At 51.2% G+C, this 21,187-nt stretch carries 13 protein-coding genes; 1 reads left to right on the top strand and 12 read right to left on the bottom strand.

Annotated features, from left to right (window positions below; genetic code table 11):
- Nucleotides 1-260 precede the first annotated feature (260 nt).
- Nucleotides 261-428, top strand: coding sequence for a hypothetical protein (locus tag LAT75_RS10140; protein WP_291482549.1), 168 nt, complete (start codon nt 261-263; stop codon nt 426-428).
- 148 nt (nt 429-576) lie between these two features.
- Here LAT75_RS10140 and LAT75_RS10135 read toward each other — a convergent pair whose 3' ends face one another.
- The 12 genes from LAT75_RS10135 to LAT75_RS10080 all read right to left on the bottom strand — a co-directional run bounded on the left by LAT75_RS10135 (nt 577) and on the right by LAT75_RS10080 (nt 20,957).
- Nucleotides 577-978, bottom strand: a complete 402-nt coding sequence (locus LAT75_RS10135; protein ID WP_291482548.1) for a helix-turn-helix domain-containing protein — start codon at nt 976-978, stop codon at nt 577-579.
- An 18-nt stretch (nt 979-996) separates the two neighbouring features.
- Nucleotides 997-1,329 carry a type II toxin-antitoxin system HigB family toxin gene (locus LAT75_RS10130; RefSeq protein WP_291482547.1) on the bottom strand — a complete coding sequence of 111 codons (333 nt, stop codon included), beginning with the start codon at nt 1,327-1,329 and terminating at the stop codon, nt 997-999.
- A gap of 159 nt (nt 1,330-1,488) precedes the next feature.
- The gene (gene brxL, locus LAT75_RS10125) at nt 1,489-3,648 is read right to left on the bottom strand and encodes a BREX system Lon protease-like protein BrxL (RefSeq protein WP_291482546.1); all 2,160 of its coding nucleotides are present in this window, start codon (nt 3,646-3,648) and stop codon (nt 1,489-1,491) included.
- Between the two features lie 26 nt (nt 3,649-3,674).
- Nucleotides 3,675-6,197, bottom strand: a complete 2,523-nt coding sequence (gene pglZ, locus LAT75_RS10120) for a BREX-1 system phosphatase PglZ type A (protein WP_291482545.1) — start codon at nt 6,195-6,197, stop codon at nt 3,675-3,677.
- 44 nt (nt 6,198-6,241) lie between these two features.
- The gene (locus LAT75_RS10115; protein WP_291482544.1) at nt 6,242-7,855 is read right to left on the bottom strand and encodes a hypothetical protein; all 1,614 of its coding nucleotides are present in this window, start codon (nt 7,853-7,855) and stop codon (nt 6,242-6,244) included.
- 21 nt (nt 7,856-7,876) lie between these two features.
- Nucleotides 7,877-9,010, bottom strand: a complete 1,134-nt coding sequence (locus LAT75_RS10110; protein WP_291482543.1) for an AAA family ATPase — start codon at nt 9,008-9,010, stop codon at nt 7,877-7,879.
- Nucleotides 9,011-9,014: 4 nt separating this feature from the next.
- The gene (locus LAT75_RS10105; protein ID WP_291482542.1) at nt 9,015-11,351 is read right to left on the bottom strand and encodes an Hsp70 family protein; all 2,337 of its coding nucleotides are present in this window, start codon (nt 11,349-11,351) and stop codon (nt 9,015-9,017) included.
- A gap of 24 nt (nt 11,352-11,375) precedes the next feature.
- Nucleotides 11,376-12,263, bottom strand: coding sequence for a DUF2971 domain-containing protein (locus LAT75_RS10100; protein WP_291482541.1), 888 nt, complete (start codon nt 12,261-12,263; stop codon nt 11,376-11,378).
- Between the two features lie 2 nt (nt 12,264-12,265).
- The gene (gene pglX, locus LAT75_RS10095) at nt 12,266-15,973 is read right to left on the bottom strand and encodes a BREX-1 system adenine-specific DNA-methyltransferase PglX (protein ID WP_291482540.1); all 3,708 of its coding nucleotides are present in this window, start codon (nt 15,971-15,973) and stop codon (nt 12,266-12,268) included.
- Between the two features lie 102 nt (nt 15,974-16,075).
- A complete protein-coding gene (gene brxC, locus LAT75_RS10090) occupies nt 16,076-19,609 on the bottom strand; it encodes a BREX system P-loop protein BrxC (protein ID WP_291482539.1) in 3,534 nt (1,177 codons plus the stop codon).
- Nucleotides 19,606-20,232 (bottom strand): BREX protein BrxB domain-containing protein, encoded by a 627-nt coding sequence (locus LAT75_RS10085; RefSeq protein ID WP_291482538.1) that lies wholly within the window; start codon nt 20,230-20,232, stop codon nt 19,606-19,608. Before LAT75_RS10085 ends, brxC begins: the two co-directional genes overlap by 4 nt.
- A gap of 125 nt (nt 20,233-20,357) precedes the next feature.
- Nucleotides 20,358-20,957 (bottom strand): BrxA family protein, encoded by a 600-nt coding sequence (locus LAT75_RS10080; RefSeq protein WP_291482537.1) that lies wholly within the window; start codon nt 20,955-20,957, stop codon nt 20,358-20,360.
- Nucleotides 20,958-21,187: the final 230 nt, after the last annotated feature.

Below are 21,187 nucleotides of genomic sequence, written 5' to 3'. Positions count from 1 at the left end.
TCATCATCATGAAAATCATCGAACCCTTCGGGGCAAGCGGTCAGCTCGATCCTCTCTGGGCCGCCGCCGCCCCGCACCTGCTGTTTCTGTTTATCAGCCTGATTCTAATCTGGCGCGCTCCGAAGTAAAAGCCTGAATCATTTCCCGCAGCCATTCCGCAAGCCCGCAAATGACCTATCGAACGCTTCACAGCTTGCGGGAGCAGTTTTTTCGGCAGACCTCACCCCACCCCCTCTCCTGAAAAAAACCACGAGGCCTGATTGAGATGGTCTTCAGGAGAGGGGCTTTTGGTTTCGGTGTGGTTTGTGGTTTCGGGGCCTTGGCTGCGGGATCCTTCGACTACGCCTCCGCTGCGCTTCGGCTTCGCTCAGGATGACAGGGTGCCGGGTAGGGCAAGCGTCGCGGCGGGCCGCGCCGGGTTGAGTTAGGGTGGCCTGGCTGTTTTTTGTGCTACAAAGCTTGCGCCCCAACCGGGGCGCTTTCGTGACGGGCTTTTGGGTTTCGGGTTGCGAATCCCGGCCTGAGGTTCATTTTTCTGCGGTCCGCGGTCTGCCGTCTGCGGTCTAAGCCCCCCCGTCAACCCGGAAACGCCTGCTCCTCCATCGCAAGCTCATACGGCTTGTTCAAAGCTTCCTGACTAATTTTGAAATGCGCCGCAAGAATCCTGATCACCTCTTTGGACAGGGCTTTTTTGCGGTTGAGAATTTCAGATACGTAACCCTTGGAACGGTTCACAATTGCAGCAAGGTCGTTCTGACTAAGGCCGTGTTCCTGCATAAGGGCTTTGATGAGGGTAACAGGATCATCGCTGCGTGATTCGCGCTGCTGTGCATCGTAGTGCTCAATCAGCAGGGTAAGGAGTTCGACCTCATCCTGTCTTTCTTCGGACTGATCAGAAAAAACGATTTCTTCTAATATGTTGCAGTACCGGTAATATTGCTCCTGTGATTTGATAAGCGTGTATTGCAGGCTTTCCATAAGATGTATTCTAAAGGTCTAAAAGTGAGCCACAGTGTATTGTTCTTGATTGTCGCAGAGTTTCGTGTATTCAGCGTGAGTGCCTATCCACGCAATGAACAAATGAACCTGTTTTGCCCCAAAGGTATATTTGCAGATTAATCTGTGATTGTTACCGCCAATGTTGAAAACGACCCGGTTGCTGCCTTTGCCAAGAAGGTCAGCAGCTCCAAATGTTTGTGCCATATCCTCCGGTTGTTCCCAGTCAGCTGCGCGAAGGATTCGCAGCCAGTTGGCAAAAGCTGGTTTCGATGATGCGTGACCCTCCGCGTAACTCCAAATGGTTTGCTCTTTAATCAGGTGAATTTTCATAGAAAGAACGATAATATACGAAGCTTGGTTCGCAAAACGAGAACTTTTGTTTAGAAATAATGGTCTTGCCCTTAAAATAAATCCGGTCAAATCTGATAAACCCGCGTGCCATTAAGGACAAAGGCCCAACACCGGCGGTACGCTTGTGCTTCCCCCCGTTTAGCCGTTCGGAAAAAACGTTATCTCCGTCGCTTTGCACTGGCGCTTTTCCTGTTTGAGGCTGCCGATGTCGTAGCGGTTTTCGCGGGGCATGAAGATGTCGAGGCCGCGGCCGAGATTGATTTTCCAGCCGTTATCGGTCATGATTACACGGTCGTGAAACTGCCGGAATTCCCAGGTCAGGCGGATGCCGATTTCTTCGAGGGCATCGCGCATTTCTTTGAAGCTTTCTTCCGAGCGTTCAAGAAAATCAGCCTCATTCCAGGTAATCAGGTGAACTGAAGCCTCTTCGCCTTCGCCCTTCAGATCGCCAAACATCACGCAGAATTCCATGAAATTGCGCATCTGATGCGGCAGCCGGATGTAGGGGTCAATGATTTCTACCTTCGACGCTTCTTTGAGATAAGGGCCAAACAGCTTTCTGTAGGTGATGCCGGTTTGGTTGTCGCGTATGCTTACCGACTTCGGTTTGGCAGCTGGCAAACCGGTTCCAATTCCGGTTCCGGCTCCGGGCACACCCGATCCCTCCGGCGAACTACCAGTCCCAGCAGAGGTGCCTCCTGACTGACCCGCCGGCACGCCTTCCCCAACGCTTCCGGCTGTTGCCACTCCCTGTGCTCCCGCTCCTTCGGGCTCACCGGCTCTTCCGGCCGGGGCGGCCCCTCCTTCAAGCAAACCGTCTTCATCCTGCGCGACGCTGCTTGCATAGTTGAGCTTCTCCAGCGTATCAACTTCCACCTCGCGGCCGCTGTTGCGTACCGTGTACATGAATTCAACCGGGCTGTTCAGGAAGGTCTCATCAATCTTGAAAATTTCTTCTTTTACCCTCCTGCGCCCCTCAACCGCAAAATCAAGCACTTCATAAAATTCAGCTTCGGTCATGCGCTTGTCGGGGTAAAGCAGCTTCACCATGCCGGAGAAGGTTTTGCGGATGGCCTCTTTGTCGCGCTTGCTGAATGTCGGGCTTAACTCGGTTTTATCTTCAATCATACCGGAAAAATCAATTTTCCGCAGCTCCCGCAGCACTTCAGCCAAAAAGTCCACAATAAAGCCGTAGCCCGAAGAAAAGACCGATTCCTTCAGAATTTTTACTTCCCAGCCCGGTATATACAAGTGCATCCGGTCAAGGAAAGCCCCTTTGAGGTACTCTGCCGGAATAGATTCAAACAGGTGTGAGCTGCGCAGCATGTAAGGCACGGATTTTTTGGTGTTGCCCACAAATGCCAGAGAAGCCGTTGCATGATAGGTTTCTTTACCTCTGTTGAAAGAGCGGTTGGCCATGTAGTTTTGCAGGGTCTTTACCAGTGCAGGGTCGGTTCGTTTACCGCCCTGCTCCTGCTCGAACTCATCCATGGCAACCACATCCCAGTAGTTTACCAGGCCGAGCCGGTTGCCGTTGTTGTTCACGAACATGGTTGCCTGGGTTACATCGCCGCCGGAAATGAGCACCCCGTGCGGCGAGAGCTCCGAAAAAACGTGTGATTTACCCGTACCCTTCGGGCCCAGCTCAATAAAGTTGAAGTTGCTTTCCACGTGCGGTATAAGCCGGGACAGCTGGATAAACTTATCCCGCCGGTTGAAGAATGCCGGATCGAGACCGATGGTGTGCATCAGCACGTCCATCCATTCATCAGTTGTGAAGTGCTGACGGTTTGCGATGTACTCTTCCAGATCAACATAGGCGACCTGAATGGGTTTCAGGTCTTCGATAATCCAGCGGTTTTCGGTATCGCTTGCGTGCGAGTACCCCATTTTTATAATGCACCACACCCCGCCGCCGCTCAGCAGCTTTTGGTGCTCCTGCACGAAACGGTCAGCCACCTGTACATTCCTCAGGTTGAGATGGGCGAAGGCAGCCTCATACACATTTTTTTTGTCGTTCAGGTGTACCGAAATTTTATCAATCACCTTGTGCTGACCGTCTTCCCTGATCTTGCTTTTTACCAGTTCGGCTTCATTGGGATGCACGTAGTTGCGGCTGATGATCTCCTTCACCTTTTCGATGCCCATCTGAATAATTTCTTCATCGTCGATGGCGCAGTTCTGGCCGAGCAGGTATTCGAGCACGAAGGTTGGCACCACAGCACTGCCGCGCACGTGGGAGGTAAGGTCTTTCCGGACAACCCGGCCTTCAAAGTACTGGTATAATTTATCTTTCATCCCTGCTTCTCAAATTCTGTTTTGGGTTAAAAATCTACTGAGCCCATGGTTTTGTTGGCCACATTGTACTCCATGAGCGGGTTCAGGCTGTCTTCCGAATCGTAAATACGCAATTTGAGCACCGCAGGCAATTCCGGGCCGGGTTTTATGGTAAGGGTGGTTTCCCGCTGGCGCTCCGTTGCATTTTCAGAGGTCATATCGAAGAGCAGCTCTTCTTCGCCTGAAACCTGCATGGTTCCGTCATACAGCGCTATGCGTGCCCGCAGCGGCTTGCGCTGATTGCTTACCCGTTCGGTTTGCAGCAGGCGGATTTTCATCATTTTGGTTACCAGGCTCAGGCGGTCTGTATTCACCAGCCTGATTTCTACCTTGCGGGAAATATCGGCCCGTTTCCGCTCACTGCGCAGTACGGGTATCAGCAGCTCCTGAAGGGATGCGCCGCCGTGTGCGAACTGATAGCCGAGCCCCTGTTTCTTGAAACGGGCGATGGATTCGGGTATGTGCAGGTACAGCCCGGTTTCCATACCGGTAGCCCGCTGCAGGTCTATCACATGCCCGTATTCCGCGGGGATGGGCCTGGTGTACAGCTCGTAACGTTTGCCGGTTACGGCGTCTGACTCAGGGGCTGAGGGCAGCTTGAGGTTTTCGGGGAGGGGCTGCAGCTGGTACAGAAAGCCGTGATCGGCTGTGAGCAGCACCCGCGTTACGTTCATGTTGGTGTGAAGCCTGCGGATTAGCTGATGCAGCTCCGCGATGGCCGTATCAACGGCTTCGTCGGTTTTGTACTCGGTGCGCCGGGTGTCGCCGGTTGCGTCAATTACGTCGTGATACAGGTACACCAGCGGACTTTTGAAAAACGCGCGCTGCTCTTCGGTAGTGAGCTGACCAAGCCGGTCGTATGAAATCACGTCGGCCTTCTCCTGATGCCTGCGCAAAATGCTGCGCCGGTTATCGAGCCCCTCCGATGAAATGCCGTCCACCAGGCAGCTGCTTCCGTCGAAGCTGATCTGCTCGTGGGGCAGCAGCTGTGCCATACCTACACTCGTTTTGGAAGGCAGGGCGGCAAGGCGGAAACCTAAATCGGCTACCGCTTTGGGGTCGGCTACCAGCTTTTGCAGCAGCTCCTCAGCCGCCTCATAGCGCAGGGCATCCGAAATAATGACAACGGTCTTCACCTCTTCCTTCAGCACTTCTTCTGCATAAAAGCGGCTTTGCAGGGGGATGCCCGAACTGCCCAGCCTGAAATCCTTTCCGGCCAGCGAGGTGAGCCACTCATGGTTGGTGTCGCTCACGTAGCTGAGGTAGCGCGCTTCGGTAAGCGACCAGAGTGCTTCGAAGGGGCCAAAATCATGAATCCGCTTTTTGCGGAACACCGCCTGTCGGTAAAGCTGATCGATTCTGAACCATTTTTGTGCGTAGGCTTCCGCGTAGGCGCTAAGCTCGGAAAAACGCCAGCTGTCGAGCTGATCCGTTTTTTCAAACAGAGAGGCCGTGTTGCGCAGGAAATGAAAGACTTCCGGCTGATTCCCGCTTGTGTTGTCTTCCTGCAGGGCTTCGAGCAGGCGCAGGGCCTTTTCCGGAATCTGACGCTGCACCAGCGAGGCAGCCTCGAGCAGCAGGGCGCCCACCATGGTTTTGGTGTAATAAAAGTACGGGCGCTCGTAGCCGTAGGTCTCCAGAATGCGGCTTTCGATAATCTTCTCCCCGGCAGTTTCGCAGAGCTGCAGCACTTCCGCCTCCCGCCCGTTTAAGCGGGCCTCATGGTGCAGGTTCACCAGCTCGGCCAGGGTTTCGGTATCGCCGATTTTGAGTGATTCGTAAGGGTCGTTTTCAGCCGCATCGGGGATGTCGCGGGTGATGAGGTTGTACTTGAACCGGGCCACGGCCTCACGGAGTGCATCGGTATCCGGGTCATCGGTATGGAGGCCGGTGTAGCGGGCCAGCTGCCGCTGCAGGAAGTGATCGAGCTGCAGCTGCTTAAACCGGTGCAGCATTTTCCCGCGGGCCTCATCTTCTTCGAGCAGCAGGAGCAGCAGCCGGAGCATGGTTGCGGCCGGCTTTTCCGGTTTGGTTGCCCCGAGCATGGCAGCCGTTACAGCGAACCGTAGTTCGTCGGCTTTGAAAGCGGACTGCCGGATCAGCGGCAGGGCGAGTTTCTGAACCTTCTTTGTGTTCAGCTCTTTCAGCAGCGGCTGTATCACGGGCTTGTGCATCTGATGCACCCCGAACTCATCCATAAAAGCGTACACATCGTCAAAGCGGAGTACCTTGCCGGCAACGACCGCGTCATACAGCTGGAACGCAATCACTGCGGCGTCATCCTGCGGTTCAGGGTCGCGGGTGTAGATAAACCAGGCCTTGTCTTTCTGCCCGAACAGCTCTGTTTTCAGGGTGAAGCGGTTGCCATCCCGCAGCACCCTCACTTCGGCGCCCGGCAGCTGCAGCTGTGCGGCCTCCTCTTCATGCGCCCCCTCGGGGTCAAAAAGGAAAAGATGCCTGAGACCGGGATTTTTCTGAAACTGCCGCGCTACGCGTTCTTTGAGTGACATGGAATTGTTATATGATTTTTAATGGCTGCTCCGATGCCATCACCTTAAACAAAAAAGTAATCTTCATTTTCATCGAAAAGGGGGAGCGGATGAAAAGCATGCACGATACACATCAGCTCATTTTCTCGTATTTTTTCATCGGTGCTGTCAGAATCAAAGCGAAGCCCCGATGCATCTCTGATACCAAGTTCGTTGCAAAAGCCTTTGATATTGTTGATGGTATCTTTATTGCTTTTGGCTTCGATATTTTTTGAAATAACCTTGCAGTTTATCTTTTTTTCTTTAAATGAAGCAGCAAGGCTTGCATTGACAGAATCAATATTGAGTTTTTCAGAAGGGTTCTCTAAAGTAAAGCCATCATAATATCTGATTATGAGCATATTTCTGACTTCTGAAGTCTCGATCACTGGGCGCAAATCGTTCAGATAGTACCGGCTGCGAACGAACAAAATGAGGGTGCTCATAAACAGCCGCCTGCTGCCGTATTCCTGCTTCACTTTTTCAGCATTCGTGCCTTTTTGTGTGATATTCCCCTCGTTTGTTACCACTTCACTGAATGCTTTAAAGGCTGTTTTCGCATCGGCACCAACGGCAGCCATCAGGTCAGCGGCTTTTAGTTCCGTAAAAAAACGCAGGCTTGGTTTGTTATGAATCAGCTCATAAGCTTTTTCTTCTATAAAGCCCATCACCGGTCTTGATACCTGTGTGTGCCAGACTTTTTCGTACCTGCGGTGGAATAAGCCTAAAAAGAGCAGGGTATAAGATAACAGCAGAGCTTTATCAGCGCCGCTCTCCGAGTCTTCTTTGAAATAGTTATCCTTATAGGCTGAGTCTATTTCTTTTGACAAAAAGCCGAGCGGCAAGGATGCTTTGCTGTCTTCCATGTGCAGCTTCAGCGCCATCTGATACCCTAATATCACGTTTACCTCCTGCTTAAACCGCTGCGGCACCAGCAGCGCCGGGAACTCGCCATCGCGGTCCGGATCAAATTGCTGCACCCATTCTCTGTAGGTCTCAATACTCTCTTCACTCCCTTCCGGGAAAGCCTCGTCAAGAAAACAGTCGCGGAGGAATTGCGCAAAAAAAACATACTGCAGTTTTGCTTTATTAAATGAAGCCCGTTTCCCGGTCAGGGGGGCAGCTGGAAATGCCTCTTCTTTTACACAGGAAGTAATAAGGCCCGACTCCAGCCTGCTCAGCGTTTCTTTTTCTTTGATGAATGAAAACCATTCTGAAAGCAAGCCCGACTTTTCGGCACGCAAAACCTCAACGGTATGAAGGAAGGCGTTTCTCAGGCCGGGGAAAAGTGTCGGTGCCGTTTCGTGTGAGGGTACATCAAATCCCAAATTGGTCTGGTCTTTATTTTCATTCTTCACACTATTTTTTTTACCCCGGTTGTGCAAAAAACCCTGAGGCACGCGCAATGCCTTAACGAGAAAGTTTTTTTGCTCAGCAGTATCCAGATATACCTTATCAAAGTAGCTCAGAAATATCGGGACGGATTTCCCTGTTTCTGCTTTTGTATCAAGCGGCACTCCGGTTTTCAGCTGAATGTTATCACTATTCCAGTTGCTTCCGTAAGTAATCACCAGCTCAAGATACCGCTGCTGTATGAGGTTTTTAAGACTTTCGTAATCTGTTTGAGTGAATTGGCTCATATACGCTTAAAAAGTAAATATTTAAAAGAAATCGTCATCATCGTCATCCGTGGCATTTGCTGAATCTGGCGTTTCTACAATCAGTTTCTTTATTTCAGGGATGGTATTTGGGGTGCGGATAATGTAAAGGTACTCTTTCGCTCTGGAAAGGCACACATACAAATTCTCCATAAGTCCGCCATACGTCCTGAAGCTCCATACAGCCTTGTCATGATCCTCAAAGCCGAATGCAATAACCGTCTCGAACTCAAGGCCTTTGGCGCTTGCAGCTGTGAGCAGCACCGGGGTATTCTGGGCAAAGTCGTGATCTTTGTACTCCTGGTTTTTGTCTGTATAAAAATGCTCAACGCCCCTTTGCTCTAAATAGTCATGCAGCTGCTTCAGCCGGGCCCTGCCGATGGTAATTGCAGCAATTCTGCCGCCGTCTGCTTTTCGTGCGTTTATAAAGGTGCGTATCTTTTCATTAACATCTGCTTCGCTGGTATCAATAATAACAGGCTGTACATCTGATTCCCTGTCTACTTTGTTTTGAAGGTCTTTTCTTAGCGGGTTTAATGCAGCGAGAAGCCCGGCCAGTGACCTGCTGAAACGAAAAATCTTTTCCAGCATCCGGCTGTGACAGGTCTCATTCAAATCAGCCTTGCCTAAATTTGTTTTGTAGATCCCCTGATCAAAATCGCCCAAAACGATGAACCTTGTCACCAGCTTTTTGAGGACTTCCCATTCGCCTTTCTGAAAGTCCTGTATTTCATCAAGAATGGCTATATCATAGGTTTTGATAAGCTCGGTTTTCAGTAGTGCTTCGAGCGTGTCTGAATACCTCTTTAAGTAATCTTTAGTATAGGGAACCTTCACCCCTTTTTGCTCTGCCAGATTCCAGAAAAATTTGTCTTTGGTGGCAATAGTAACATTATCCTCAAGCCCGAGCTCCTTAAATGATGACTTAAGGTAACCGCTCAGAGAATTATTATAAATAAGCACCAGCGGGGTTACTACCTGCTGACCAACAATCATATTGGCGATGTGCAGGCTGATGGTTGTTTTGCCGGAACCCGGAGGGCCGTCAATCCAGTAGGAAAGGCGCTTGTCGGTAGATTCCGACACTATTTTCTTTTGCTCGTTCGTGAGATCGGCATAAGGTACAACGATTGACATAAGCTTACCTCTTAACAGGTTTCGTTGATTGTATCAGCACTTTCTCATTGCGGAGCTGTGCCTGTTTTTCGTCTTCATGGATATAATTTTTGCCGGCAAGGCTGAATATCTGGCCGAGCAGGTTGTCTTTATCATATTTGCTGAAACCCGACTTGCCGCTACTGAAATCAGCTGCAATCTGCTCCGCATCCTTTTTGACATCCTCTCCCAGCCTGTTTTTCAGAATAACTATCCGGCAACGAATGGTATAGTATTGTTTTACCTGCTCAGGACAGTCAAGCAGGTAGTCGAGAGCCGCCCTGTCCCCTTCTTCCTGACCAACATAAAGCGAGTAGTTATACCGGAACGCCGGTTCAAGAGGCTTCAGCCCGATAGCTTTTCTCAGATACCCCATAGCTGCTTCCTTACGACCAATACCGTCGTTGCCCAGATAAAGATAATGGATCACACTTGAGTTTTCTTCACTGTAGCGGCTTTGGTACTCTTCCCCGAGCAGTACGTTTTCATGGTGGTTGCCTACATTGAAATTGAGGGACATCAGCTGCAGGTACAGGCTTTTCAGCTTATTGTTGTCGTTAACTGATTTAGCCTGCTCGAACGCCCGTTTGAGCTGAAGAAATTCAACCTTGTGTTTCGAGAGCGCACCAAAAAAGAAGGGGTTTTCAAGCGTGTAATTCAGCAGGGGCTCATCGCCCACGTGCAGGGTAAGCGACATCACCTTGTTCTCGTTTATTTCAAGCCTGATGCTCACCTCATCGTCGGTGCTGTAGGCTCCGTTCAGGGGTATTCTGATATCCTGCACCACATAGTCGGTCGTGTTCAGGCAAACCGGCACAATGAGCTCCTGCTGAAAGGCTTGCTGCAGCTTGAAGTTGCCGGCATTCACACTCACCGGCAGTTCTGCACCCCGCTCAATGAGGGGCACGAAATGCTTGTTTTTGGTTTCTATGCCAAGCGTATCACTTACAATCGGCTTCACCAGGGCGCGGCCATAACGGTAATAGTAGTAGCTGTACACCGCTGCGCCTTTGGCGACCAGCTTATCCGGGGCAGCGGGCAGCCAAAACTCACTTTGAGGGAATTCTTTTTTGAGGCGGCTGATGAGCACGGGATTTTTACTGCTGCCCCCAACCATCAGCACGGCATCAATATCCTGCTTGCTGTAGTTGGCTTTTTCCAGAATATCAGTGATAGTCGCCCGGATGCTTGCAATATGCTTGAACTGAAACTTGTAGGCGTAGCTCCCTGGCTTGAACAGCTCTTCAAAAATATCGGCCAGTTTACGGGCCGGGAAGGTGATTTCCGGAAATTCGAATCGCTTGCCCTGGTAGGTGAGCGAGCGCCCCAGCAGACTGAAATCCGTAGCATCAATCTGCTCATCGGTGAGCTTGTAATCAGGATAACGCGCCCCGAGTTTGTTGCAGATCCCGTGTTTGAGCTGCTCCCCGATGAGGGCGAGCTGCGGCAAAATCTGCTGCTGCAAATCCCGGAGCGGCAGGTCCTCATCCTGTTCGCTCAGTTCAATCCACAACGGGTATAAAAACGATTCCGCAATGAGCATATCTATATCCTGTCCGCCGAGATCGTTGTAGCGCGAAATGGCTTTGTTGCCCACAAGCAGCCCCTTTTCACGGCTGTGTACTACCTCAAGGATGGAGAGGTCGCAGGTTCCGCCCCCGATATCGAACACAAGCACATTCCGGCTTGTGCCGCGTGAGAAAAAAGCGTGCTGATCTTCGCTGTCAAGCTCGTTGAAATAGCCGATAAAGGCGGCATTCGGCTCATCGATTAGCATGAGGTTGCTCAGCTCAATGCCGGCAAGATTCGCTGCCTTGATGACATCCTGCCGCTGATTGAGCTGATAGGAAGCGGGGACCGTAATGACCGTATCTCGCAGGCTTTCTTCCTTACCGGCTGTGTTTCTTTTGAAGTAGCTGAGAATGGCCGCTGAAATTTTGTGCGGACTGTCCAGCTTTTCCAGGGCAGCGTTAGGATACAGCGGCTGCTGTTCAATGCCCATATCGAGCTTGAAGTGATAGAACAGGTTCTGGTTTCGTACAAACTCCTGATGCCCCTTCAGGTTTTCCAGCCCTCTGCCAATCCACGGCTTGCCGTCGTAATAGGCTACGATGGATGCTACCTTTTCATCCTTAACGGTTGGCTCGGTGTCTATAGGTGATTTCTGCGTGAAGCTCTGAAACTTGACCGGAACCGGGTTGCCAAAGTCTTTCACCTCATCGCTGTAAACAGCCGCAATAAGAGAATAGGTTGTGCCCAGGTCAATACCGTAGTACTTGCGGGGCTTCTCGTGTTTGACGGGGATGTTGTTGGGAAGGAACATGATGATATGGTAATAATTACATTGCTATAAAATTTGATCAAATTCAATCTCAAAACTATTCGGTTGTAGTTTGGCCTTGAACAAATCAGGTCTCACACTTTTCTTTTGAATTAGCCTAATTACTTCACCTTCATTTTCTTCAGATATATTCCGACCAAGATATACTGTAGAAATCACATTATCAGGACATTGAAGAACAAAACCTGGATGACCTAAAAGTAGATATCTAATTTCTTCCTCATAGGACCACAAAATATGCTTATGCAATAACATATCTAAGACTATTTTTGGACTTTCAGGATTTAAATAAGGATTTATATGCGGAGCAAGTGAAACATATTTTATCTTATGATGATTACAAACCAATCTTTTATTTATATACAATTGTTCAAGTACTAATTGCAATTTCAAGGAATCATACTCTACACAAAACCCTGAATGTGATGCAGCGTAATGAGCCCACATTAAGGGATTTTTTTTGCATGTTGTGGCAGAAAATATTCCAATATCGTTATAAGTTTTTTCTACCCAGTATTCTCGTTTACTTCTAATCTCAAGTTGATCATCTAACTCTCCGGAATTAAGTTTTGCTTCTGCAATTGCATCCAATTCTAAATCACTTTTATCTGGGAAATTAATTCGACCATATTTTACAAGCATACTTTTCTTCTGTTCCCTAGTACCTAAGTCATACCTCGGTACAAGTGTACAATCAAACGGATCATTAAAGTTTTTTGCCGACGAAAAATATATCTGGTTGTCTTCCAAAATTCGCCTGTAGATAGGTTTTTCAGGATTTGCCATCCTGCATTCAACATGCCCGCAACCAGTAGATGCCTTATCAAATGACTTGTATTTATAAATTTTATCTGGCATCCATTCTTTTAAATAATTATTCCGATCTATTTCCATCCCTATTTCACCCCCCTAACTATCCCCTCAAACTTCTCATAGTTTACCTTCACGCCGTCGTCGAGGTCGATTTCGTGTTGGTCGAGGGCGAATTCTTTGAGGAGGGGTTCGTAGTCGAGGCATTCCTGCAGGTCTTTGCGGAGCTGATCGAGCTGTTTGGTTTCGGTGCGGCTCAGGGGCGTGGAGCTGCTCTCGCGCTGACTGAGGGTGCTGATCTGCTCTTCGAGGCGGCGCAGGTGGGGCAGCAGGTATTCGCGGTAGATTTTATCGATGGTGTAGCGGTTGTAGCGGTGCATGTACACGAGCACCTGAAAAGCGCCTTTGGGGCTGCTGAAGAGCCAGTAGATGGGGCGCTTTTTGTAGCGCTTGCAGTGGTCGGGCCAGAGGTCTTTTACGAGGTATTTCTCCAGGTCGGTGCCGAGCTTTTCCTGCAGGGTGTTGAGGGTATCGGTGAGGCGCGCTTCGCCCCATACGCAGATGAGGAAGTGCCGCACGCGGAAAATAAGGTCGTCGGGGAAACGGCCGCTGCTGCCGAGCAGGGGCACAATGGCGTTCTGATCGGGGGCGAAGGTGTGGGTGCTGCCGTCGGCGGCGGTTACTTCGTAAGGCGCGTGTGCTTCGGGGGCCGGGTCGGGGTGGGCGATGTGCAGGCCGGGTTTGTCTAAACGGTAGCGGCCCATGATGCAGCCGAGGGCGTAGCTGAGCAGCAGCTGCATGAGCTCATCTTCTTTGAAGGGCAGGCGGACAATGCCCGTGATTTCATCGTCATCTATGGGCACACCGGCCTGACGGTAGCGGGCTTCAGCCTGCGGCAGCTCACCGGCGTCGAGCTCATCCTGCAGGATGGTGATGTCTTTAAAGGCAACCTCCGGACCCAGCTCGTCCTTCAGGCCGTACAGATCGATGAAAATGCGGTTCAGCTCTTCTTCGTTGGCGTTCAGCTGAACGAACTGCCGGGTGCTGCGGACTTTCCAAAGGGCGATGCTGCTGCCCAGCGAACTCTGCCGCAGCGCTATGAGCGGGAGCTCTGTGAAGTCCCAGGAGGTTTCGCGGGAATTACTATCTTTTCTTGTAAGATCAATCACATCTTGAACAGAATAAGAGACGTATTTAAAAACACCATCTCCAAATGGATCTTTCTCGAAAATTTTATTAAATAAAAATGGTAAAGATGAAATATTACCAACTTGGTAGGATAGTGTAGGATTAAGCACATATAATATTTTTGTCACAATTATCGAATTCAAAAAACCTATTACTTCATATAGAATTTCTTTACCAGGCAATGCTGATGATCCTTTCACATCAAACAGAAAACCTTTAGGTGTATATCTGCATGCAAAATTTCCCGAGCTTATATCTGACCATGTAATACCTTCCATAAAGTAGTAACCTTCATTTCTAACTACTGAAGGTTTAAAGTTTTTTATTTCGTATCCGTCATTTTCCCAATTCACAACATAATCCTGATTGCCATACCATTTTCTATACCCACCTCCTTTGTTATAAGGGAACCACTTTTTTTGCGACTTTATCGCTTCTTTAGCATTAGAAAATCCAAGTCCGATTTTCTGGAAATTTACCTCGAACCATTCCCTTAGAAAACGGTTGTTATCTGAGGTAGCCATTCCCTGTCTCGGCACGCCAAATTCTTTCAAAGGCTCAGCCGTTTCAAAAATCTCAATCATCCGGTCACTCACCCAGTAGGCAATGGGGCTGCCGGGTATTTTGCTGAAGTTGGATTGGGGGAAATCACCATAGAAAGTTCTAACACCTTTCTCGCTGAAGCTGATTTTCGCCATATCCTTATCATAACTCTGAAAATCGAACCTGAATGATTGATCTGCAAGAGTTTTACTGAATAGTTCTTCAAGATGCCAGTGATGAAATTCCTGAAAGGTTCTTTCAACCAGTCGAAAGTAAGTACCGAAACTATTTCCACTAGGTTGGGTTGCCTGAAAGGTTGCTGCCGCACTACCAAAATCAGCACCAAAGACACCGCGACTCAAGTGCAAAAGGGAGTCAAATTTCGAATCTTTGATCAGCAACTCCCTTAACTTTTCATACGAACTGATGAACATCCATGAAGGCGGGGTAATGAGCGAAAACCTTCCGTCCTTAAACGATATCTCCTTCATCTTTTCCATCAAAGCTGTCGCAAGATCGGATTTACTCAGCGGGTATTCCTTCCCGATGTATGCCTTCAGCTTGCCATCCATATTCCGCTGCCCCATGTAGGGCGGGTTGGCTACTACCGCATGGTAGGGCTGCGTGAGGGCGAGCAGCACCTGCAGGTAGGGCCGGAGGTCCGCCCACAGGGCCTGCGCGCCGAGGTCGGTTTCTGCTTCGCCCTTCTCAAAGGCTTCCGCCCGTGCCCGCATCGTTTGCAGGGTTTGGGGGCCAAGCTCAAATTTCATCACCGAGCCGAGCAGCTGTGCCTGCTGCATCAGCTGCAGGGCCGCGTGCAGCTCATCCTGCTGCCGGGCGGGCACTTCGCCCAGAAACTGCCGCACATCCTGCCGGCTTACCGGCCGGGGCTCAGGCATGGCAAACACCTTCATTGCCGGGCGGCGCTGCAGCACGCCGGGGTCGTAGGCGGCGGCTTTAAGCAGCAGGGCAAACTGTGAGAGCTGTGCGGCCCGCGGGTCGATATCAAGGCCGTACAGGTTTTGGGTAAGGATGAGGTCAACCGCTTCGGAGGTGGTGTAGTACTGCTCGCGGTAGCAGTGCATGAGCAGCTCGAAGGCCACCACCAGAATATGGCCGGAGCCGCTTGCGGGGTCCAGCAGCCGGAAGCCTGCCGGGTCGCCGGTAAAGCCCTCGGGCAGCTGCACTTCGCCCCCCGTGTCGGCCTTTTCAACCAGGTACTTCATTTCGCTGCGCAGCGGGCTCTCCGGGTGTGCCTCCAGCCAGGTCTGCCCCAGGGTGTTTTCCACCATGTACTGCACAATCCAGCGGGGGGTAAAAATCTGTGTAGCCGCGGGCAGCTCGTTCACCCCGGCCTTCTTCTTCTTTTTGAAGCTCTTAAAAACCTCATCCTTCTTTTCCGAAATATAGAACTGATACAGCCAGCCGATCAGCTCCACCTGCTTATAGTCTTCCTCGGTGATGGCGTCGGTACTGTTGAGCAGCTGCAGGAAGCCATTTGTAGCCAGCACGGCATCGGGCAGCAGCAGCTCGGTGTAGTCCTGCTGCCGGCCAAACACCCGCTGCAGCAGCGGGTGCGTTCTGCAGTGTGCCGTAAGCAAAATGGAGAAGGCCTCGGTTTCAAGCTCAAAATCGAGGATGATCTGCTGCAGACGCTTTTCCTGTTCGGGCCTGAGCTCGGGCCGTATACCCTGCTTTGCGCGCTCCAGCAGCACGGGCTTGCGCTGCTCATCGCTCACATAGCCCAGCAGATCCGGCTCATAGCCGTTAGCCGCCAGGATGCGCATGGCCATCATCCGGTTAAACCACACATAGGCGCCTTCTTCCACCACGGCCTCAAAGCCTTTGCGCTTCAGCTCGGTATGCAGCTTGTCCCAAAGCCGGGGCACTTCGCTGCCGTCATAAGTTCCCCCCCTGAAGATGTACCCGCCCTCAAACGCATCGGGGCGGGTTTCCGGCTCCCCCTTAGGGCGAAAGCCCCAGTAAAGCAGCCTTTGTTTTACCCCGTCGCGTAACAGCTGCCGGGCCTGCTGTGCAAAATCTTTGATCTTTTTGGTCTGCATAATCGAATCGGTTTGCCGGCCCTCAGCCATCTTAGCCGGGGCTCCGTAAAATTAGGTTGGTGTGGTGTTTTCGGGGGATGGGCTCACAGGCCGGGGCCGGTTTCAGCCGGGGGTAATGAGCTGTTTATTTTGCCGGAGGTGCTTCATCATTTCGGTGCGCAGCTCGCTCAGGTAGGCCTCAGCTTCGGCCTCCGTTCTGATAATGCGCATGGCCGGCAGCCTGAGCTGTTCCGGCTCCGGCAGGGGCTCGTTGCCTTCGCCCTGCTCCGGCTGTACCTGCTTTTTGGCGATTTCCCGAAGGGCTTTTGTTTTCAGCTCAGGGATGCGGTACCCGAGCATTTTAAGGTCCTGAGAGCTTCGGCAATTTTCCAGGCTTTGGTAGAGATCCTGCTCCGTCTGCGTGGCAATAAACCCGCTGCCCCCGTCGTCGGTGGATTTATCGGCAACGGCCTTCAGTTCATCCACTGCCGACTGAATCTCATCCTGAAGGGTGTTGCGCAGGGCTTCATTCTGCGCTTTCACCTGTGCTTCAATTTTCCGCTTTGCTTCCATGGCCTTGCGGATGAGCCTGCCCGGCTGCGGATCTGTTTTCAGCTGCCGCAGTATTTCAAACTCCGCCCGGAAGCCATCCCCCAGCTCCTGTTCATACTGCTGCTTATCGCGGTAAAAGCTGCACAGTTCCTGCCAGATGCCGAGCTTGTTTTGGGCGAGGTCTTTGTTTTCCTTCGCCTCATCGAACATATCCCGCAGGAGGCTGCGGCCATCGGTAAGCAGCTCCAGCTTGCGCTCGGTGCGCGTGGCCTGTCTGATTTCCGAAAGCTTGTCAATCAGCTGATAAAAGGCGCGGGCCCACTCGTGCTTCTCGCGGTCAAAATACTGCTCGCGCAGCGGTTTGTAGGTGGTAATGAGGGCATCGAGGCGGCTGTCGATTTCATCGGTGAGGCGGCCGGCATCGGTAACATTCTGCAGGCGGATGGTGAAGGCCTCAAAAAAGGCATCGGCGGCTTCTTTCAGCAGGCTTGCTTCAATGGTGGCCTTTTTGCGCACCATCAGCGCGGCGTGCTCGCTGCGGCTTGCGGCTTTCTCTGCCCAGGCAGCCGGCAAAAGGCGCCTGTCGCCCCGGCCGCCAAGCTCGCGCTTGCCCTTCACCGCCAGCTGAAGCGCCATATCGGCAACGGCCGCATCGGGCCAGCCATAGGGCACAGCCTTAAAATGGCGGATCAGCTCTTCGAGGCTCAGCTGCCCGCCCTTGTTGCTCAGCACCTGATCGAGCTCTTTTTCCGCACCGGTAAGCGGCGACTCATCCGTTTGATGGTTCTGATACTTCTGCTTCAGGCTGGTGAAATCGGTAGCGTAGCTGCGGCAAAGCTGATAGTCCCTGAAGAGGTTACCGGCATGGAAGGTGAGCAGGTTCTGATAGCGACACTCCGGGTTTGCACCGCTCACTTCGCCGGCGTCGTGCAGCTGCGTACCGCTGAGGAAACGGCACTGCATGAGGGCTGCTTTTATGCTGCTCAGAATTTCGCCCCTGCGCTGCGTTTGCTGCGCCATCATTTTATTGCGGGTTGCCTTGCGGGTTTCGCTGCCGTTTACCACAAAGTGCCGGAAAAATTTCTCGGTCTGCACGCTCAGCTGCACCATGCGGAAAAAATCGCCCTTATTCGCCAGCTGCTCGTTCAGCAGCAGCACCAGGGATCGCACATTGTTGTTGAGCTGCCATTGTTCCGGGCTGCGCTCATCGGTCACCGAAAAAAGCACCTCAATTTCGCCCTGCGAGCTCACGCGCTTGTCATCCACCATCAGGCTGAGCCCGATGCTGTTTTCATGGAATTTCATCTTCGACCTGAAGTTGGTAAGCTCCCGTATGGCTTCCTCAAAAAAGCTCAGCTTGTCTTCCAGGTTGGTGGTCGTATTCCGGATCTGCGCCTGCACCTCCATCTCATCTTCGGTAAAAAAGAAATAGCGGTTGCCGGCGTCGCGGTAGGCCACATTGTTATCAATCAGGCGGTCGAGCACTTCCTTCACCTGCTGCTGCAACTTGCGCATGCTGTCTTCGGCGCGCTGCACCAGCAGCATCGCGATATTATCCACCACCGGCGGAAAATTCTGCTGCACAGGATTGCTCAGGTTGGAAATCATAAACAGGGTGTGCACCACCCGCTCCGCAAAAGGGTTGCCCTTCACAAAATCGAGCTGCCGCGGATTCTGAAGCACGGTTGTGGCGTAGTGTGTGAGGTTTTCGCGCATCATGCCGTTAAAAAAAGCGTCGAAGGGCACCAAATGGCCCAGCTCCTGCCCGGCATGCTCTTTGGCCGTATAGTGGGTAATACCGATAACCGAGCGCTCATTATCCTTCACCTGCTCAATCACAAAATCCTTCATCCGGAAAGAGGCAAACACCTCCGATATGAGCTTAAACTGATAGGGCACAAAGGGGTAGGCCTGCACAAAGGCTTCTTCCGAATCGAAGGCGCGGTAGTTGGCCTGCGGCATGCGGTAAACGGCATTGAGGGCTTCCCGCTCTTTGCTGTAGAACGTGCGCAGCACCCTCTGGGCATCGGCCGATTTATCGAGCACCCGCTTCTGGGTGATGTAGGCCGGGTCGGCCGACTCCAGCGAAATCTTCGTATCAAAGCGGCCCAGAATTTTGCCGAACTTATCGAGCAGCTCATTGTCGTTCTGACTTTTTTTCAAAGCCCCGCGCAGCATTTCATCAAGTTTCTGCTGTGCGGTGCAGGCAATCCAAACCTTGTTGCCCAGATTGCTGATGCGCTCCACCACATTCTGCAGGTTCAGGATGAGGTCCGGATCTTGCCCCATGTACTGCGATACTTCATCAATGAGAAACAGCAGGCGGTAATCGGGTCCTTTTTCCGCCAGAAACTCCCGGAACTGCGGGATGAGGGTATTTTCTATGGTGATGGTGTACTGCTCGGGATTGCTGAGGATGCTGTAGATGCTTTCGCCGTCGAGCGCGGGATCGAGGCGCAGGGCGGTATCAACCACGGTTCGGCAGGCCATCATGGTGATATCCATCTCGCTGCCGCGCCAGGTGTAGGCGTGCTCATCCTCCAGGATGCGGATGAACTCTTCCAGCAGCCCTTTCTTTTTCAGATGCTTTTCGAGCACAAGGGCCAGCGGAATGTGGCTTTCATTCAGGCCCCAGAGCCGGCACAGCCGCCGCAGCAGAATACGGGTGAGCTTCTCGCCGGACTGCTGATCGGTGATGTCTTCAATATTAAAGAGGTCGTCTTCTATCTGAACGCCGGCAACGCGCTTCTTCAGATTGGCCACATTAACCAGGCTGAAAGGGTCGCCGGCTTCGGAAATCAGTTTCACCTCGGAAATGAAGCGCTCAAAAGCCTTCTCCGAAGTTGCGGGGTTAATGAGGTAGTGCAGGTATTTGATAAAGTGTGATTTACCCGAGCCGTAGTAGCCGCTGATCCAGATGCCGGTTTTCTGATCTTTGTAATTCAGGAAGGCATCGAGCACCTTATACAGGTTTGATACGATATCGCGGGTGAACACATACTCTTCAATTTCGGCCGTAACCACCTCATCCTCCAGCTTGCTCACCACAACTGCGGGATCGATGTGCCGGTTAATATCGCGTTCGAAAAGGGAAGCCAGTTTCATAATTCGTCGTCGAGTGAAATAAGTTTGGTTGAGCGGTAGGGTTCGGGTTTAAGCCGGCCAAAAAGGGAAATCGGCTTGCTGCCGGTGAGGCTGCTGTTGCCGGGATAGAACACAATGAGCTTGTAGCCCTGCGTGTAGCGCTCCATTTTATTGAGGAAGTGCTTGGTGCGCAGGTAGGGGTAAATCTGCGCGAAGCCGTACACAAACACGTAGCTTTTGCTGTTTGCATTGTCGGTTTCAAGAAACGAGCCGCGGATGTGATCGTACAGCCGGGCGATGAACTCATCGCTCTGCGCCTTTTCGGCCAGCCCCTTTAGCACATAGGCCGGGTTTTGGGGCTCGGTTTTGAGATATGCCTCGTACAGGCTCTGATTGCGGCCGAACGGCAGGGATTTGATGTAATCCAGAAAAAAGGCAAACACATTAACGACCAGGGTTTCGGCATACGACTGCGGCCGGATCAGGTGTGCGGCCAGCTTCTGAAGGGTATCCGCCAGCTGATGGTCGAACTGCGGCTCATAGACCACCGTGTAGCTCGGGAAGGCAAGATTCCCGGTTTCGGGATTTGCGAAATCTGGTGATGACAGTTTTTTGTAAAGAAAATCGAGCTGATCCTGCGTCATGGTTCGTTTTTTATGAAAAAATCAGGCCTGTACCCCTTAGCAAATGCATAATAATGAATCAATACAGAAAAACAGCATTTAAACTGATGCCAAATTAAAAAAGAATGCAAACCAAAGGGGGCGAATTATAAAAAGGCGGCTTCTTTCATCCAGGGGTCGCCCCAGTCGGCGAAGCGAGTGAAAAAGCCGGGGTTAACGGGGGGAGGCTGGAGGGATTCAGCATTTCTTAATCCGGCTTCGGAAAGCATTCGCCTGTATTTATTAGCTATATGACGCAAAGTCTGTTCTGACCATGCCAGTATTTCAGGGTGTTTGTCGCTTTTCTGATCTACCCAAAAGAGCACATCATTTATTGTTACAGCGGGCAACAGCTTTTTCCAGCGGCTTACAGAAAGCTCAAAATGCAGATCAAAAACGAGTACGTAAGTTTTCATGCACAAATAAAAAAGCAGGATGCGCTGCTCACTTTCCCGCACGCTGCCAAAAACTTCCCAAAAGTCCGGCGGCGCAGCAAGATGACGTCTGCGTATTTCCAGATACAGCCGTTTTCTGCTTTCCAGCGAGCTGATCATGAACAGTCTGTTTTCCTGTACTTCTTCTTTAAGCAACGGCAAAGCGTTATCGCTGCGCAAAATGGGAAGCAGCCGCAATGTTTCATCAAACAAAAGGGCCCCAGCTGTAAAATAGACGTTATAAGTTTGATCAGTCGGGCTTGTATCAGTCATCTAAGCGGAATCGTGTTTTGGGAAAAATCGGCCGGTGTTAGGTGGTAATATAGTAAATGTGAACAGCGAATCAGGAAAAAAAGGGGATTTGGCTTTTGGCTTTTTGTAGATGCCTAAATACGGTTGACGTTTTTAATTAACATTAAGCATTTTTGGATCGGTCAGTTTTGACCAGATTTTGACCTGATAGTCAGGGAAATTACCCTGATTCAGCTCTTTGACAAATTGAT

Source organism: Cyclonatronum sp., from assembly GCF_022565315.1.
GTDB lineage: Bacteria > Bacteroidota > Rhodothermia > Balneolales > Cyclonatronaceae > Cyclonatronum.
Note: the sequence above shows the minus strand (reverse complement) of the source record. Positions and strands in the feature narration are given on the sequence as shown.

Bases quoted from the DNA above. Each gene is read 5' to 3' on its own strand.
- LAT75_RS10135 (WP_291482548.1), bottom strand. From the start codon at position 978: ATGGAAAGCCTGCAATACACGCTTATCAAATCACAGGAGCAATATTAC.
- LAT75_RS10130 (WP_291482547.1), bottom strand. From the start codon at position 1,329: ATGAAAATTCACCTGATTAAAGAGCAAACCATTTGGAGTTACGCGGAG.
- brxL (WP_291482546.1), bottom strand. From the start codon at position 3,648: ATGAAAGATAAATTATACCAGTACTTTGAAGGCCGGGTTGTCCGGAAA.
- pglZ (WP_291482545.1), bottom strand. From the start codon at position 6,197: ATGTCACTCAAAGAACGCGTAGCGCGGCAGTTTCAGAAAAATCCCGGT.
- LAT75_RS10115 (WP_291482544.1), bottom strand. From the start codon at position 7,855: ATGAGCCAATTCACTCAAACAGATTACGAAAGTCTTAAAAACCTCATA.
- LAT75_RS10110 (WP_291482543.1), bottom strand. From the start codon at position 9,010: ATGTCAATCGTTGTACCTTATGCCGATCTCACGAACGAGCAAAAGAAA.
- LAT75_RS10105 (WP_291482542.1), bottom strand. From the start codon at position 11,351: ATGTTCCTTCCCAACAACATCCCCGTCAAACACGAGAAGCCCCGCAAG.
- LAT75_RS10100 (WP_291482541.1), bottom strand. From the start codon at position 12,263: ATGGAAATAGATCGGAATAATTATTTAAAAGAATGGATGCCAGATAAA.
- pglX (WP_291482540.1), bottom strand. From the start codon at position 15,973: ATGCAGACCAAAAAGATCAAAGATTTTGCACAGCAGGCCCGGCAGCTG.
- brxC (WP_291482539.1), bottom strand. From the start codon at position 19,609: ATGAAACTGGCTTCCCTTTTCGAACGCGATATTAACCGGCACATCGAT.
- LAT75_RS10085 (WP_291482538.1), bottom strand. From the start codon at position 20,232: ATGACGCAGGATCAGCTCGATTTTCTTTACAAAAAACTGTCATCACCA.
- LAT75_RS10080 (WP_291482537.1), bottom strand. From the start codon at position 20,957: ATGACTGATACAAGCCCGACTGATCAAACTTATAACGTCTATTTTACA.